This is a genomic window from Pontivivens marinum, assembly GCF_900231835.1.
Lineage (GTDB): Bacteria > Pseudomonadota > Alphaproteobacteria > Rhodobacterales > Rhodobacteraceae > Pontivivens > Pontivivens marinum.
On sequence record NZ_OCTN01000002.1, the window covers coordinates 584,085 to 599,275 of the forward strand.

Annotated in this window: 15 protein-coding genes; 7 read left to right on the top strand and 8 right to left on the bottom strand. The window is 57.9% G+C overall.

Annotated elements, in window-relative coordinates; translation table 11 throughout:
* Nucleotides 1-65 precede the first annotated feature (65 nt).
* The 3 genes from kduI to uxuA are packed head-to-tail and all read left to right on the top strand — an operon-like array spanning nucleotide 66 to nucleotide 2,831.
* Nucleotides 66-893, top strand: a complete 828-nt coding sequence (kduI, locus tag CR254_RS08500; RefSeq protein ID WP_097929410.1) for a 5-dehydro-4-deoxy-D-glucuronate isomerase — start codon at nucleotides 66-68, stop codon at nucleotides 891-893.
* Entirely contained in the window at nucleotides 890-1,633 is a 744-nt protein-coding gene (gene kduD / locus CR254_RS08505; protein WP_097929411.1) for a 2-dehydro-3-deoxy-D-gluconate 5-dehydrogenase KduD, read from the top strand. The genes kduI and kduD overlap by 4 nt, the downstream gene beginning before the upstream one ends.
* 43 nt (nucleotides 1,634-1,676) lie before the next feature.
* Nucleotides 1,677-2,831 (top strand): mannonate dehydratase, encoded by a 1,155-nt coding sequence (gene uxuA / locus CR254_RS08510; RefSeq protein WP_097929412.1) that lies wholly within the window; start codon nucleotides 1,677-1,679, stop codon nucleotides 2,829-2,831.
* A gap of 5 nt (nucleotides 2,832-2,836) precedes the next feature.
* Here uxuA and otnC read toward each other — a convergent pair whose 3' ends face one another.
* From otnC to CR254_RS08545, 7 genes are all read right to left on the bottom strand, one after another.
* Nucleotides 2,837-3,481, bottom strand: a complete 645-nt coding sequence (otnC, locus tag CR254_RS08515) for a 3-oxo-tetronate 4-phosphate decarboxylase (protein ID WP_097929413.1) — start codon at nucleotides 3,479-3,481, stop codon at nucleotides 2,837-2,839.
* Nucleotides 3,478-4,692: a 3-oxo-tetronate kinase gene (gene otnK, locus CR254_RS08520; protein ID WP_097929414.1), complete on the bottom strand. Its 1,215-nt coding sequence runs from the start codon at nucleotides 4,690-4,692 to the stop codon at nucleotides 3,478-3,480. Before otnK ends, otnC begins: the two co-directional genes overlap by 4 nt.
* A complete protein-coding gene (locus tag CR254_RS08525; protein ID WP_097929415.1) occupies nucleotides 4,689-5,486 on the bottom strand; it encodes an N-acyl homoserine lactonase family protein in 798 nt (265 codons plus the stop codon). Before CR254_RS08525 ends, otnK begins: the two co-directional genes overlap by 4 nt.
* Complete coding sequence (locus CR254_RS08530) at nucleotides 5,483-5,773, bottom strand: putative quinol monooxygenase (protein ID WP_097929416.1); 291 nt, start codon at nucleotides 5,771-5,773, stop codon at nucleotides 5,483-5,485. Before CR254_RS08530 ends, CR254_RS08525 begins: the two co-directional genes overlap by 4 nt.
* A complete protein-coding gene (locus CR254_RS08535; protein WP_097929417.1) occupies nucleotides 5,773-7,284 on the bottom strand; it encodes a tripartite tricarboxylate transporter permease in 1,512 nt (503 codons plus the stop codon). Before CR254_RS08535 ends, CR254_RS08530 begins: the two co-directional genes overlap by 1 nt.
* A 1-nt stretch (nucleotide 7,285) precedes the next feature.
* Nucleotides 7,286-8,044 carry a hypothetical protein gene (locus CR254_RS08540; RefSeq protein WP_097929418.1) on the bottom strand — a complete coding sequence of 253 codons (759 nt, stop codon included), beginning with the start codon at nucleotides 8,042-8,044 and terminating at the stop codon, nucleotides 7,286-7,288.
* 83 nt (nucleotides 8,045-8,127) lie between these two features.
* Nucleotides 8,128-9,135 carry a Bug family tripartite tricarboxylate transporter substrate binding protein gene (locus CR254_RS08545; RefSeq protein ID WP_097929419.1) on the bottom strand — a complete coding sequence of 336 codons (1,008 nt, stop codon included), beginning with the start codon at nucleotides 9,133-9,135 and terminating at the stop codon, nucleotides 8,128-8,130.
* A gap of 131 nt (nucleotides 9,136-9,266) precedes the next feature.
* Here CR254_RS08545 and CR254_RS08550 point away from each other — a divergent pair, with 131 nt between their 5' ends.
* The 4 genes from CR254_RS08550 to CR254_RS08565 all read left to right on the top strand — a co-directional run bounded on the left by CR254_RS08550 (nucleotide 9,267) and on the right by CR254_RS08565 (nucleotide 12,906).
* The gene (locus CR254_RS08550) at nucleotides 9,267-10,361 is read left to right on the top strand and encodes an isocitrate/isopropylmalate dehydrogenase family protein (protein ID WP_097929420.1); all 1,095 of its coding nucleotides are present in this window, start codon (nucleotides 9,267-9,269) and stop codon (nucleotides 10,359-10,361) included.
* The gene (locus CR254_RS08555) at nucleotides 10,354-11,385 is read left to right on the top strand and encodes a Gfo/Idh/MocA family protein (protein ID WP_097929421.1); all 1,032 of its coding nucleotides are present in this window, start codon (nucleotides 10,354-10,356) and stop codon (nucleotides 11,383-11,385) included. Before CR254_RS08550 ends, CR254_RS08555 begins: the two co-directional genes overlap by 8 nt.
* Nucleotides 11,358-12,059: a GntR family transcriptional regulator gene (locus CR254_RS08560; protein ID WP_097929422.1), complete on the top strand. Its 702-nt coding sequence runs from the start codon at nucleotides 11,358-11,360 to the stop codon at nucleotides 12,057-12,059. Before CR254_RS08555 ends, CR254_RS08560 begins: the two co-directional genes overlap by 28 nt.
* Nucleotides 12,060-12,123: 64 nt before the next feature.
* On the top strand, nucleotides 12,124-12,906 hold the full coding sequence (locus CR254_RS08565) for an ion transporter (protein ID WP_097929423.1): 783 nt from the start codon (nucleotides 12,124-12,126) through the stop codon (nucleotides 12,904-12,906).
* Here the strand turns inward: CR254_RS08565 and CR254_RS08570 are convergent.
* Nucleotides 12,903-15,137, bottom strand: a complete 2,235-nt coding sequence (locus CR254_RS08570) for an ATP-binding protein (protein ID WP_180955941.1) — start codon at nucleotides 15,135-15,137, stop codon at nucleotides 12,903-12,905. The two genes, CR254_RS08565 and CR254_RS08570, sit on opposite strands and share 4 nt — an antisense overlap.
* Nucleotides 15,138-15,191: the final 54 nt, after the last annotated feature.

The following is a 15,191-nucleotide window of genomic DNA, read 5'->3' on the forward strand; positions in this document are numbered from 1 at the left end:
TAGCATATTAGTCTGCATAATTGATGAACGCATCGCTTTGCCCATTCTAGCAGATGGATATACCTATGACCCTACGAACTGAAACACGGTACGCGATTGATCCAGCCACGGCTAAGGCACTGGATACGCAGGGTTTGCGTGATCAGTTCCACGTCGAGGGCCTGTTCGCATCGGATGAAATCAAGCTGGTCTATTCGCATTACGACCGCCTGATCTTGGGCTCGGTAGTACCAACCGACGGGCCGCTAACGCTGGATCATGTGGGTGAGACCGGCACGCCATCCTTTCTGGACCGTCGCGAGGCAGCAATCCTGAATATCGGAGAAACTGGTACTGTTGAGGTTGGCGGCGACAGCTACACGCTGAACAATGGCGAGGTGCTGTATATCGGCATGGGCTCCGGTCCGGTGACGTTTTCCGGCGCGGGGCGGTTTTATATCCTGTCCGCGCCCGCACATCGTACCTGCCCGACAAGGTTGATCCGGCTGGCCGATGCCCGCCATGTTCAGATGGGCGCACGCGAAACCGCGAATGAGCGCACGATCATCCAGTTCCTGCACCCTGATGTGTGCGAGAGCTGTCAACTGCTGATGGGCTATACCAAATTCGCCGATGGCTCGATCTGGAACACCATGCCCGCGCATCTGCATGATCGCCGGATGGAGGCCTATCTGTATTTCGATCTGCCGCAGGATCAACGCGTCTTTCACCTGATGGGTCTGCCCGACGAAACCCGCCATATCGTCATGGCGAATGAGCAGGCGGCGATCTCCCCCCCGTGGTCGATCCATTCGGGGGCGGGCACGTCGGCCTATACATTCTGTTGGGCCATGGCGGGCGATAATGTCGACTTCACCGATATGGACATGGTCAGCATGGAGGAATTGCGGTGAGCGTATTTTCCCTCAACGGCCAACGTGCAGTGGTGACGGGTGCAAATACCGGTATCGGGCAGGCCATCGCCGTAGGCTTGGCCGAGGCAGGGGCCCATGTGATCGCCGCTGGCCGCAGGTCCTGCGCGGAAACGGTTGCTGCAATCCACGCGGTGGGCGGGTCGGCTGAGGAATGCGTCATGGATCTGGCCGATCCAGCGGCAGGTGCGGCGGTGCTGTCGCAATTGGGTGATCTGGATATTCTGGTGAACAATGCAGGGATCATCCGCCGCGAGGATTCCGTCAATTATTCCGAGGCCGATTGGGATGACGTGATGGACGTTAACCTGAAGGCGGTTTTTGTGCTTAGCCAAGCCTTTGCCAAGCAAGCATTGGCCCGTGGCGCCGCAGGGAGGATCGTGAATATCGCCTCATTGTTGAGCTTTCAGGGTGGCATTCGTGTGCCTGCCTATACGGCCTCGAAACATGGCGTTGCGGGTTTGACCAAGATTTTCGCCAATGAATGGGCCGCGCAGAACATCAACGCGAACGCCGTCGCGCCCGGTTACATCGCGACAAACAACACCGAGGCTTTGCGCAATGACCCACAGCGTGCTGCCGATATCCTTGGCCGTATCCCTGCGGGCCGCTGGGGTGATCCGACAGATATTGCCGGCGCGGTGACGTTCCTGTGCACGCCAGCAGCGAAATACATCACGGGAACGATTTTGAATGTCGATGGCGGCTGGCTGGCCCGCTGAGCCGGAATTCTGACACGCAGCGCGCTGTCGAGGAGCAGATGAGATGAGAGAAACGTGGCGCTGGTTCGGCCCTAATGATGCAATTACACTGTCCGATATTGCGCAAACCGGTGCACAGGGCATTGTAACGGCGCTGCACGAAATTCCCTATGGTCAGGTCTGGTCCCGCGCCGATATCGCCGCGCGTAAGGCCTTGATCGAGGATGCCGACCTAAGCTGGGATGTGGTCGAAAGCCTACCGGTGCATGAGGATATCAAGCGTGGGCAGGGCGATCTGACCGCCCTATTCGATGCCTATCGCCAGTCGATGATCAACCTCGCGGCTGAGGGGGTGCGCACGATTTGCTATAACTTCATGCCGTTATTGGATTGGACGCGCACCACCTTGGACGCGCCGGTTGCACGGGGTGGAACGGCCCTGCGGTTTTCAGCGCCGGAAATGGCCTATTTCGACATCCACATGTTGCAGCGCACAGGTGCGCAGGATTTGTGGAGTGCGCAGGTGCAGGACGCCGCCGCCGATCTGGCGGGCCGGATGGATGACGCGCAGCGTGCGCGCCTGCTGGCCTCGATCATGTCCGGATTGCCCGGCGCATATGCGCGCTACGATATTGAGGGTTTGCGGCAGGCGCTGGCACCATGGGCCGGTGTGGATGCCGATACATTGCGAGCCAATCTGGCACGGTTCCTGGCAGAGGTTATTCCGACCGCGCATGAACTGGGCGTGAAGCTGGCAATCCATCCTGACGATCCGCCCCGCCCCCTGCTGGGACTGCCACGGATCGTTTCCACAGGTGCGGATATTGAGGCGATCCTTGCCATGCACAGCGCGCCCGAAAACGGCCTGACTCTATGCGCCGGATCGCTGGGCGCGCATCCCGATAATGATGTGCCTGCATTGGCGCGGCAATTCGCGGATCGCATCCACTTCGCGCATTTGCGCAATGTGGCAAAGGAGCCGGATGGCTCGTTTCAGGAGGCCCCGCATCTGGCCGGTGATACCGACATGCCCGCCGTGATCAACGCGCTGTTAGATGCGGAGGTTGGCCGCGCCGCTATTCCGTTCCGTCCCGATCATGGGCACGCATTGCTGGATGACGACCTGCGGAAATCACATCCCGGCTACCCATTGGTTGGCCGTTTGAGGGGCTTGGCTGAACTGCGCGGAGTTATCGCTGGTTTGCAATATCACCGCTGACCGCATCACCAATCCACGTCGAATTTTCGCACGATCTGCTGAATTGTATCGGTAGGCAGCGCGGCTGGCTGTAACCCACGGGTTAGCATGGCCAGCTTTGCTGTCTCTTCCAATTCCTCCATGGCAAAAACGGCGGCCCATAAATCCTTGCCCGCGACAACGGGACCATGATTGGCGAGCAGCACGGCGGAGCGTTTGCCGGCCAAGCCGCGTACCGCGTCGCCCATCGCAGGATCACCGGGGATGAAGAAGGGCAGTAATTTTACTTTACCCACCCGCATGATCGAATAGGGCGTTAACGGCGGCAGCACGTTATCCGGATCGGTATCGGGCAGCATCGACAGGGCCACGGAATGGGTGGAGTGCAAATGCACAACCGCGCCCGTGCCGGTGCGCGTTTCGTAAAACGCGGAGTGCAGCGGCGTCTCCTTGGTCGGAGCATCGCCGGACAGAAAGTTGAAATTCGCGTCCAGATGGCTGATCTGCGCGGGGTCCAGAAAACCCATCGCCCGCCCCGTTGGCGTAACCAGCACGGTGCCGTCGGATAATCGTGCGGAGATATTTCCCGAGGACCCGCAGGTTAGCCCACGATCGAACATGGATTTGGCGAGGGTACAGATGTCCTCGCGCAATTTGGCGTGCTCGCTCATGCTTCGCGCTCCATCATGGCTAGGGTTTCGGCAAAGAAGTCAGGCCCACCGAAGTTGCCAGATTTCAGGGCAAGCGCCATGCCCCCCGCCGTGACCAATGGCACGCCAGCGGCGGCACGTGGCCCGATTGTTAGCGCGCGCAGGCCAAGGCCAGTCACCACCGCGCCCGATGTTTCACCGCCCGCCACGACCAGACGGCGTAAGCCGCGCTCCGCTAGGGCAGGGGCCAACGCGGCAAAGAGCTTCTCGATTGCTTCGGCAGCGACGCCTTGTCCGTATTGTGTTTGCGCCTCACGAACGACTTCGGGATCAGCGGAGGAGTAGATCAGCGGCGGCGTGGTTTGCGCCATGACCCAATCGGCAATCTGCGCGATGTTATACTCGCCGGATACGGCGCGGGCCGCGTCGATTTGCAGGCTTGGCGCATCATAGCGGGCAACCTGTTCGCGTGTGGCGCGGCTGCATGAGCCGGAAAAGACCGCGCCGTGCCCTGTAATGGCAACCCATTTTGGCGGCTGCGCGGTCACGTTGAAATTCGCAGGTAGGCCCAGTGCAATGCCGGACCCACCGCAAAGCAGCTTTGCCCCCTTGGCCGCGCGGCCAATTTCGATCAGGTCGGCATCGCTGATCGCGTCGGTAATCAGATGCGCGGTGGCACCCATTGCCTGCGCAATCGCCGCGGCCCCTTTCTGCACCACCACAGCCGGAATATGCGCGACATCGCGGTTGGATTGCGCGGCCAGCACGCGGCGCAGGTCAGCATCTACCATGGGGGTCAGCGGGTGATCCTGCATGCCGCTTTCGCTTAGCAGGCGGTCATTCACGAACAGATGCCCCTGATACACGCTGCGCCCGTTTTCGGGAAAGGCAGGGCAGACAATGACCGAGTTTTCGCCCAGTAGATCAGCCAGCGCATCCAGTACCTGCCCGATATTGCCGTCGGGTGTGCTGTCAAAGGTCGAGCATACCTTGAGGATGATTTGCTCCGCGCCCTGTGCCAGTAGCCATTTACACGCGGCAACGGACTGGGCAATCGCCTGTTCAAGCGGTGCAGTGCGCGATTTCAGCGCAACAACTCCTGCGCCAAGGGTCGGGTCCGCATCATCCTGCGGCACGCCGATAAATTGCGCGACGGTCATGCCTGCCTCGGCCAGTGTCAGCGCGATATCCGAGGCACCTGTGAAATCATCAGCAACAACACCTAGCTTCATGATGGGATCGTCCTTGTTGGGCCAGTGTCTAGGCGGTGGATATGGGGGGCCAATGTGTTCGGGAAGTATTCGCGTACCAGCGGATCATGGCCGGGAATAATCAGTGACGGGGATGAGGCGAGCCGGTGCAGCGTCTCAAACCCGTCCAGCATGTTTTGCAAATCGACAACGATGGGAAACGGCTTGCGGGCAAAGACGTTCTCGTAAAAATGCGCGGCGTCCGAGGCGAGGACCATCCAGCCAGCTTGCGTTAGGACGCGCACGGATTGCAGGCCACGGCTGTGCCCACCTATGCAGTGAACGGTAACGCCATCGGCGACCTGAGCTTCACCATCGTGGAAAATAACTTTACCGGAATAAAGTCGCTTGATCGCTTCGCATATATGGTTGGCGGTAAAGGGTTTCTGCAATGTATCGTGGCACATGCAGGGGCCAGTGGCATAGGCCATCTCCGCCGCTTGCAGGTGCAGGGTCGCGTTGGGAAACAGGTGCAGGCCGCCCGCATGGTCGTAATGCAGATGGGTCACGATGATCTGCGTGACATCCTGCGGTGTAATGCCAAACGGCGCCAAGGCCTCCACAGGGTCCAGCCGGATCGGGCGACCACGGGCGGCGGCTTCCTGCGTATCATAGCCGGTATCGACGAGGATCACCTGATCTTCGGATTTCAGCAGCCACATGAAATAGTCCATCGCATGGGGTGCGTCGTGGTTGTCGTCAAAGATAAAGCTGTCGGCGCGGGTTCGTTGGTTTCGATCCGCATATTTGACGCAGTAAACCTCCCACATGCTCATGATACGACCTGCGTAAAGGTGCGCACATTCTTGCTGATGACTTGTGGTCCGGTGATTTGATCGAAAGCACGATAGTGATCGCTGGCCAGATGCGCGTCAAAGGCGGCGCGGTCTGTGTACAGCTCGTACAGAAAAACCTCGTTCGGTCGCGCGGGATCAGTGCATACATCAAAGCGTTGGCATCCCTGCTCGGTCGCGAGCGATGTTTGCGCATTGTTCAGCATCGCGGGCATAAACAGGGCGATCTGATCCGGTTTGACGGTAAGGGTAACGACAACTGCAAACATTAGAGGACCTTTCTACGCAGACGGCTAAATGCACGTTTGATGACGGGGAACTGGCTCATCACCAAGGCAATGTTGAGCATCAGCAGGATGCCGGCAACAGGCCGTGAGCCAAAGACGAAGACATCCCCGCCCGAGATGAGCAATGACCGGCGGAACGTCTCGTCAAATAATCCGCCTAGGATAACGCCGATAACCAGCGGGGCGATCGGGAATTTCAGCATATTCATGAAATAGGCGACAAAACCAACGCCCAGCATCAGGTACAGGTCGTTGATACCGCCCCCCACGCTGAACGATCCGATGGTGGTCAGAACCATGACAATGGGCAGAAATACCGTTTGCGGAATACGCAGGATCGCCATGAACACGCGGGCCGTAAACAGGCCCATGATGAACATTGTGAACGAGGCCATGACCATAATCGCGACCACGCGCAGGATGATTGCAGGGTCGATTGTGGGGCCGGGGATGATGTTGTTAATCTTGAACGCACCCATCAGCGCGGCGGCGGGGGGCGATCCGGGGATGCCCAGAACCAGCAGCGGGATCAGTGCGCCACCGATGCAGGCATTATTTGCGGTTTCGGAGGAGAGCAGTCCCTCCAGCGAACCCTTGCCGAATTTGTGCCCTTCCTTGCTGACGGTTTTGCCCACGCCATAGCTGACCCAACCGGCAACATCCTCACCCACACCGGGCAGGGCGCCAACACCGGTACCGATCACGCCGGAGCGTGCAATGGTCGGCATATAGCGGCGCACAGTTTTGAGGTTGGGCAGGATGCGCCCGTTCAGATCCGCCATCTTGCCGATCTCCAAATGGCGTAACCCCTCGATGATCTGGGGCACGGCGAAGGCGCCCATCAGCACGGGAACGACTTGAAAACCGGACAGCATATAGGACCAGCCAAAGGTGTAGCGCGGCTCGCTAAGCAGCGGGTCCAGCCCCGCCATCGCCATGGCAAGGCCGATCAGCCCAGCAATCCAGCCCTTAACCACCAGATCCTCGGACATCAGTGTGCCTGAGAGCAGGATACCAAACATGGCCAGCAGCGCCTTTTCAGGGCTGGCGATATTCTTGGACAGCAGCAGCAAAACCCAGACAAAGACGAGCAGTGCAATCGTGCCGATCAGCGTGCCGATAAAGCTGGCGGTGGTTGTCAGGCCCAATGCCTCACCACCGCGTCCCGATTTGGCCAGCGGATAGCCGTCCATCGCTGTGGCCGCACTGGCGGCAGTTCCCGGTATGTTGAGCAGGATCGACGGATATGACCCGCCATAAATCGCGCCGACATAGGCGCCCAGCAGGGCGATCAGCGAATAATCCAGCGGGATCTTGTTCCCGAAAAAGCCGGTCAGGATTGTCACGGCCAGCGTTGCGGTCAGACCCGGCAGTGCGCCGAAGGTAATGCCCAGAAAAACCGAGCTGATCAGGTAGATATAGGTCAGCGGGTCAATAGCCAGCGCCCAGAACGTACCGCCAAAGCCCATGATCTGTGTGAGGACGAATTCCATCTCAAGAGCTCCATAGCGGGCGTAGGGTGACGTAATAATGGTATTGGATTTGGCTAAAGATCACGCCGCCGCGATTGGGCACGTTTTGACGGAAGCCAAAGGCCATGGCGCAGACAAGGATCAGCGGTGCGGCGATGGCCAGCACGGGAATGATGCGCAACACACGGTCGCCACGGGCTTGGATCAAGACCCAGATTGTAAGCGCAGCCCAGATCACCAATGTGACGACATCATCATCCGCAGCACCCCATTGCGATTGGGGCAGGTGCCGGATCATTGCATAGGAACCGCATAGCGCGACCGCGATTGCGGCTAGGATCATGCGCTGCGGTTGCCCCTTATGATGTCCGAAAATAAGCGCGGTGATCAGCAGGCCACTACAGGCGATGAAATCAACGCGTGGGACCAGTCCCGCGACATAGAAGAACAGGATCACACCGATTGTGGTGAAGCGCAGGGCCTCGGCCCGATCCCAGCCGATGCCAACGGATGACAGTGCACGTTTCGCGCCGCCGGCCTTGATCGCGATGCTGAGCAGAACCAGCGACAGCAGCATTAGTGCGGAAAAGATACCTAAGGGGACGAGCGCCGCAGAATTATACCATGCCGCCGTACTGACCCCTGCGCGGTTCGCACCCCATAGCGGAATGTCGAAGGTGCGCCACATAAAAAAGGCCGACAGGGCCAGCAGGACCAAAGCGCCCCAAAAATCCCGAGCGCGCAGAACTGCGATCTCCTCGGCTGTGGTATCGTCATGCATGTTGTGAATCCTTGCGCGGGTCGTCTGTTGAGGAGCGCGGGGGTTGGCCCGCGTCCCTCGGTTTGGCAGGGTGGACGTGCCGGTTACGGACGCTCAATGCCCAGGCTGGCAGGATCGACTGTGGTCGCGCCCAGCTCTTGCAATGTGTAGGCAAAGTTCGCCTCAAGCGTTGCGAAGATCGCCTGTGCATCCGCGCCGTACTGGCCGCTAACGTCGTAATTGTTGGCCGCAGCCCAGTCAGCCACAACATCCGAGGCGATAGCCTGCTCGAATGCCTCGGCAATGGTCGCCTTAACCTCATCCGATGCGCTGTCATGGATGGCAAAGCCGATGGCTTGCTTTAGCGGCAGATAGGCGTCCAGACCGTCATAGATGTCAAAGGCGGACGGAACGGTCATGCCTGCAATCTCGACGCTGTCCTCGGTCAACATGGCGAGGGGGCGCAGCAGGCCGCCCTCGATCAGGGCTGCTTGCTCGGCCAAGGATGTTACGACCAGCGCAACTTCGCCAGCGATTGCAGCCTCTTGACCCGGTGCGGAGCCGCCATATGGGATGAACAGGAACTCGGCATCAGCACCATTCTGAATTGCCAGCAGGTTCAGGTGGTGGATCGATCCCGCCCCGCCAGCAGCAGCAGGGATCGTGCCGGGGGCGGCATTCGCTGCGTTCACCAGATCCTCAAGCGTTTCATAGGGGCTGTCCGCCGGTACGGATAGCAGATCGGGTGAGCCGCCAACGATGAACGGATACCAGAAATCGAACCGTTGATCCCAGCCGCCCTGAACGGCGGCGGTCACGTTGGATTCGGACAGACCAACCATTGTGTAGCCATCGTCAGGCTGGTTCTGAACGTAGACCATGCCGTTCGATCCGGCGACGCCGCCCGTCTGGTTGATGACGTTTATCGACACGGGCAGGTGCTTTTCCATCTCTGCCATGATCATGCGGTTGATGCTGTCAGTGCCGCCACCGGCGCCCCAGACAACTGCGGTCGTGATGTCGCGGAACGGATAGTCCTGCGCGACGGCTGCGTTGCCCAGTCCGGTCGCCAGTGCGGCGATGGCTGCAATCTTACCTAGTGTGGTTTTCATTTTGGTCCTCCCAGACGCTCAGTGTTTTTTATTGCATTCCATTGCGTATGCATTAAATGATGCACTGTCAACTTATCGGTTAATCGATCGGAAGATGCACAGTGACGAACCGAGGAGGGTGAGAAGGCTACATGACCAAGACATTTGATATTGCGGTATTTCAGGGCGACGGGATCGGCCCGGAGATCATGGAGCCTACAGTTGATATCCTGACGCGGCTGGGCAGTGCCGCCACTCAGTATAACCTGACCTTTACCAATGCCCCTGCGGGCGCTGCGCATTACGCGAAAACAGGCGAGTCGCTGCCGGATGCCTCGATGGCGGCGGCGCGTGCGGCCGATGCGATTTTGCTGTCCGCGATGGGATTGCCGGATGTCCGTTACGAGGACGGCACAGAGATTTCACCGCAGATCGATTTGCGCAAAGCGCTGACTTTGTTTGCCGGTGTGCGCCCTGTTACCGTGAAAAAGGGTCAAAAGACGCCTCTGAATATGCCTGCGGATCGTGAGATTGATTTCGTTCTGATTCGGGAAAGCACCGAGGGTCTGTTCCACACCCAAGGCCGTGGTGAGGTGACCAAGGACGAGGCACGCGAAACGCTGCTGATCACCCGCGATATCTCGGAAAAGCTATTCCGCTTTGCGTTCGATCTGGCCAAAACGCGCAAGGATACTGGCCGTGGCCCGGGTAAAGTGACCTGCGTGGACAAGGCCAACGTCTTCCGCGCCTTCGCCTTCTTTCGTGAGATGTTCGACGCGGAGGCCGCCAAGCATCCGGACCTGACCGCCGATCACGCCTATGTCGATGCGACCGCCCTGTGGATGGTGCAAAAGCCTTGGGATTTCGACGTTATGGTCACCGAAAACATGTTCGGGGATATTCTGTCCGACCTTGGCGCGGGTCTGATGGGGGGGCTCGGCGTGGCGCCTTCGGCGGATATCGGGTTGGAGCATGCGGTGTTCCAGCCGTGCCACGGCTCGGCCCCTGACATTGCGGGGCAAGGCTTGGCGAACCCGTTCGCGATGATCCTGTCGGCGGCGATGATGCTGGACTGGATGGGGATCAAGCATGACAACGTCGAGATGCGGCAGGATGGTGAGCGCCTGCGTGAGGCGGTTGAAGGTGTTATCGCACAGGGCGATATCCTGACCCGTGATTTGGGCGGCTCGGCCACAACACAGGTTGCGGCGGCTGCTGTTCAGCGCGCACTGTTTGGGGATGAGTAAGTCATCAAAACTACGCGTTGCATGTGTTGGAGCTGGCTATTTCAGCCAGTTCCACTACGGCAGTTGGGCCCGCATGGATCGGGTCGATCTGGTCGGCGCGTGCGATCACGATTTGGACAAGGCGACGGCCACAGGCTTGCCTGCCTATACCGATCTGGGTGAGATGCTGGTTGCGCAAAACCCTGACCTGCTGGACGTGGTGCTGCCCCCTGTTGCCCATGCGGCGGCGATCCGAACCGCGCTGGCCGCTGGTGTGAAATGGATCATTTGCCAAAAACCGTTCTGCGCAAACCTGACCGAGGCACGCCAGATCGTGGCTCAGGCCCAAGACGCCGGTGCAACGATTGTTGTACACGAAAACTTCCGGTTTCAGCCGTGGTATCGGACCATCAAGCGGGCGATTGAGGATGGGGCTATCGGCACCGTACAGCAGATGACCTATCGCCTGCGCCCCGGTGACGGTCAGGGCTCGAATGCCTATCTGGATCGTCAGCCGTATTTCCAAAAGATGAAACGCTTCATGGTCCATGAAACCGGCGTGCATTTCGTCGATACGTTCCGCTACCTGTTGGGCGACCCGATTTCTGTTTATGCCGATTTGCGTCAAGTGAACCCTGTAATCGCGGGTGAGGATGCCGGCTATATCCTGTTCGAGCATCCAAATGGCGTGCGCGCGCTGTTGGATGCGAACCGGAACCTTGACCACAATGCCGACAATCTGCGCCGCACTATGGGTGAGGCCCTGGTTGAGGGCAACGAGGGCGTGTTGACACTATACGGTGATGGGTCGGTCACGCTGCGTGCCTTTGGCCAGCAGGCGCAGATGGAAATTCAGCCCGCGAATACATGGGATGGTTTCGGTGGTGATTGCGCCCATGCCTTGCAAAGCCATGTCGTAGCTGGTGTGCTGGAGGGATTTCCCCTTGAAAACACGGCAGAAAATTACTTAAATGTCGTGATAATAGAAGAGGCGATATACGCCTCGGCAGAGGGCGGATGCAAAAAGACATTAAACCTGAATTGAGCACCCCTGTCGAAAAACCAATTTCCAGCTCTCAGCGCGCACTTGTTGAGCTGCGCTCGAAAATATTCGCGGGCGAACTCGCCGCAGGTTCGGATCATTTGGAATCCGAACTTGCGACGCAGCTCAATATGTCACGAACGCCGGTACGTGAGGCGGTCTTAACGCTGGAAAGTCAGGGCCTGCTGGAATTGCGCCCGCGCAAGGGTGTGCGCATTGTGCCGCTATCCGCCGATGATATGGCCGAGATTTACGAGGTGTTGACCGAGCTGGAAAGCTTGGCCGCCGAACGTGCCGCCCTTGCCGCATATGACGATGCTGAGTTGCAGGAATTGGCGCAGGCAATCGACGATATGGACGTGGCCATTGCCCGCGATGATCTGGACGCATGGGCCGAGGCGGATGACCGGTTTCATACGGAACTCGTCCGCTTGGGCGGAAATAGCCGCGTGATTTCGATTGTCCATATGATGAGCGATCAGGTGCGCCGCGCCCGTACAACCACCCTGTTCATGCGCCCACTGCCCACAAAATCGAACGAGGATCATCGTAAGGTTTTACAGGCGATCAAACGTGGCGACGGGGATTGCGCGCGCATCACCCACCGCAGCCATCGTCGCGAGGCAAAGAAGATAATCGTCGAGCTGCTGCAAAAGCACCGGCTGCGCTTTCTATAGGGCGCATAGCCCCCTTGAAGACATTCGCAAAGAAGGGCATCTGACGCCTAACGCGGGAGGGTTTATGCGCGAACATGTCAGGGCTTTGGTTGAGCATCCGTATTTTGAGCGATTTGTCATTGGGCTGATCGTTTTTAACGCGATGATTCTGGGGATGGAGACATCTGCGGCCCTAACCACATGGGCGGGCGGGATGCTCAGCGCGATTGACCGGATCATTGTCGGCATCTTTGTGATCGAATTGGCCCTGCGTTTGATCGCTGATCCGCGCGCATTCATCCGCGATCCGTGGCGCTGGTTTGACACGGGTGTTGTTGCGATTTCTGTCGTGCCGGCGACTGGGGCGCTTAGCGTTTTGCGGGCGTTCCGCGTTTTGCGCGTGTTGCGATTGGTGGCGAACGTGCCTGCGATGCGCCGGGTTGTCACCGGTTTGCTGGAGGCGTTGCCGGGTATGGGCTCCATCGTGTTGCTGTTGGGGCTGATCTTTTATGTGTTCGCGGTGATCTGCACCAAGGCATTTGGCGCCGCCTTTCCAGAATGGTTCGGCACACTGGCCGCATCCGGCTACACCTTGTTCCAGATTATGACGTTAGAAAGCTGGTCCATGGGGATTGTGCGCCCCGTGATGCAGGAGTTCCCGTGGGCATGGGCGCTGTTCCTGCCCTTTATTCTGGCGACAGCGTTCACCGTTTTGAACCTGTTCATCGGTGTGATCGTGGACGCAATGCAGTCCGAGCACGCGGCCGAGGCAGCGGCAGAACGTGAAAGCCTGACCACGGATAACGGTCGCATTTTGGCCGAACTGGCCGAGATCCGCGCGTTGCTGCAAAAGCAGCGGGCCGATTAAGCGGGGCCGTTTAGCGTCGTCGAAATCTCGTCCAGTTCCGCGCTGATCAGGGTGGCAATTTCGTCGATTTCTTCAGTGGTCAGATCATCTGCGCTACTTTCGATTACATCGGCAAGTTCAACCAATGTCGCAAAGCCTAACATACCCGCCGCGCCCTTTAGGTTATGGGCGTGCTGACTGGCATCAGCGGTATTTCCAGCGGCAAATTGCCCTGTGATATCGGCGAGCTGATGGCGGCCATCTGTGATGAACTTCTCGACCAGCTCCAACACCCTAGTGGCTGGATAAATGTCGAGCAGGTTCTCTAGCGCTTCCTCGCTCATCACGCTGCGAATTGGAGCGTCAGCGTCTAGGTGGCGATCGTGAACCGCAGCGCGTTCTACCAATTGGATTGCCCTGCGATTGCGCATGATTGCGGGCTCTACGTATTCCTTAAGGGATTCAAACGAGATCGGTTTTAGCAGAACCAGTTTCGCACCAGCCGCCAGAGCCTCTGCCTGATCCTGCTCCATTGAATGGGCCGTCAGGACGAAGATGTCAGGGATTTGTTCAGGCTTCCAATTCGACAGCAGGAACCTGATCGCGGTCAGCCCGTCCATTTCGGGCATGGCTAGATCCATCAGGATCAGATCAAATTGGTTGGGAGAGAACTTCTCGATCGCGATACGGCCGTTCTCCGCGATTTCGACATCCACGCCCATTCTGATGAGATAAGTGGACAGTATCTTGCGGTTGATAACGTTGTCCTCAACCAACAGAACGCGCGCGCCATTAGCATCTGAAATACCGTCGAGGCCTTCCATCTCATCAGGGGTGGCCAGAGCAGGCGGTGGGGCATCGGTGTGTTTGATCGGCAGTTCGAACCAGAATGTTGATCCCTGTCCCGCAGTGCTCTCAACACCAATACGGCCGCCTAGACCTTCAACGATGCGTTTGGATATTGCCAAACCCATGCCTGCGCCCTTTGCCGCGGCGGTAAGTTCGTTGGGTACTTGGCTGAAATCTGCAAACAGGCGCAATTGCTCGGCGGTGGAAATGCCAACGCCGTGATCCTCGACTTCGACACGCAATATGGTTCGTCCACGTTTGGTGATTTCGTGCACGTAGACTGTGATGGGACCGGATCTGGAATAGCGAACGGCATTCCCGACAAGGTTCGCCAAAACCTGCCGTATGCGTGTGGCATCGCCGACAAAATAGGCTGGAACGTGATCGTCGATGGAACTGGTCATCCGATCGAGAGCCTGATCGGATTTAAGCTTGGTCAGTGTTATGACGCCCTCAGTGATGGAGCGTATATCGACAGGCTCCATTTTGAATTGAACTGCGCCCGAATCCAGCTTTGAAAAGTCGAGCACATCATCAACGATCCTGTTCAGCGAGGAGCCGGCACCGGCCGCGAATTCCAGTAGTTCGCGTTTCTCTGGATCGGTTTCCTTGGCATCCAACAAGTTTATCATACCCAGAAGCCCACCAAGCGGCGTGCGGATCTCATGGCTTAACGTGGCAATGAACCGCAATCGGGCAAGGGATGCTGCTTCGGCGCGATCAAGGGCCGCCGTCTTTTCATCATAGGCGAATTTCAGGGCACCGATCAGATACCAGCTCATCCATGACAGCGCTGATACGATGAGTAACAGGATGACACCGCCGAGCGAGATAAATCGTGATAGGAAGTCGATCGATTCCTGCGTGTCGATTTGTGTGGAACGTTGATCGACCACCACTTGCCGTGAAATGAAATCCAGCGCAACCAGGGCGTTCGTGTCATCAACCTGAACCAGCTGGTCGATCTCTGACACGCTCAACCCACGCGCAATACCGTCCTCTGCTATCAAGAGCTTTTGGGCATATTCGGTTACGACACTTTCGATGCTGCCTAATATGCGCAATTCGTTTTCGTCGGTTGTATTGGCTTGGAATTTTTTAATTATGGCCGTGCTAAGGTCCATATAATGCCGTGTACGTTCAGCGTATTCTGGATCTTGTCGGATGATATAGTTTTTGAAGTTATGGATCATCCCGCCATAGCCCAAATAGGTCTTGAGCATATAGCTGTCGGTGGAAACTTCAGCTTGGGATGCGCTGAATGTATTCCATTGCAATTGTGTTCTGGTAATCCCTTGGTACAGAATGCCGACATATAGAAAAAGCGCAATTCCAGTGATCGCAGCGGCGAGCACCGAAATCAACCGCCCATGCCGATAGAAATTGCCCTTTAACTGACTCATACCGCTCACTTTCATTCGTGAGATTACGCAACTCGAAAATGTCTGTATTTCTAA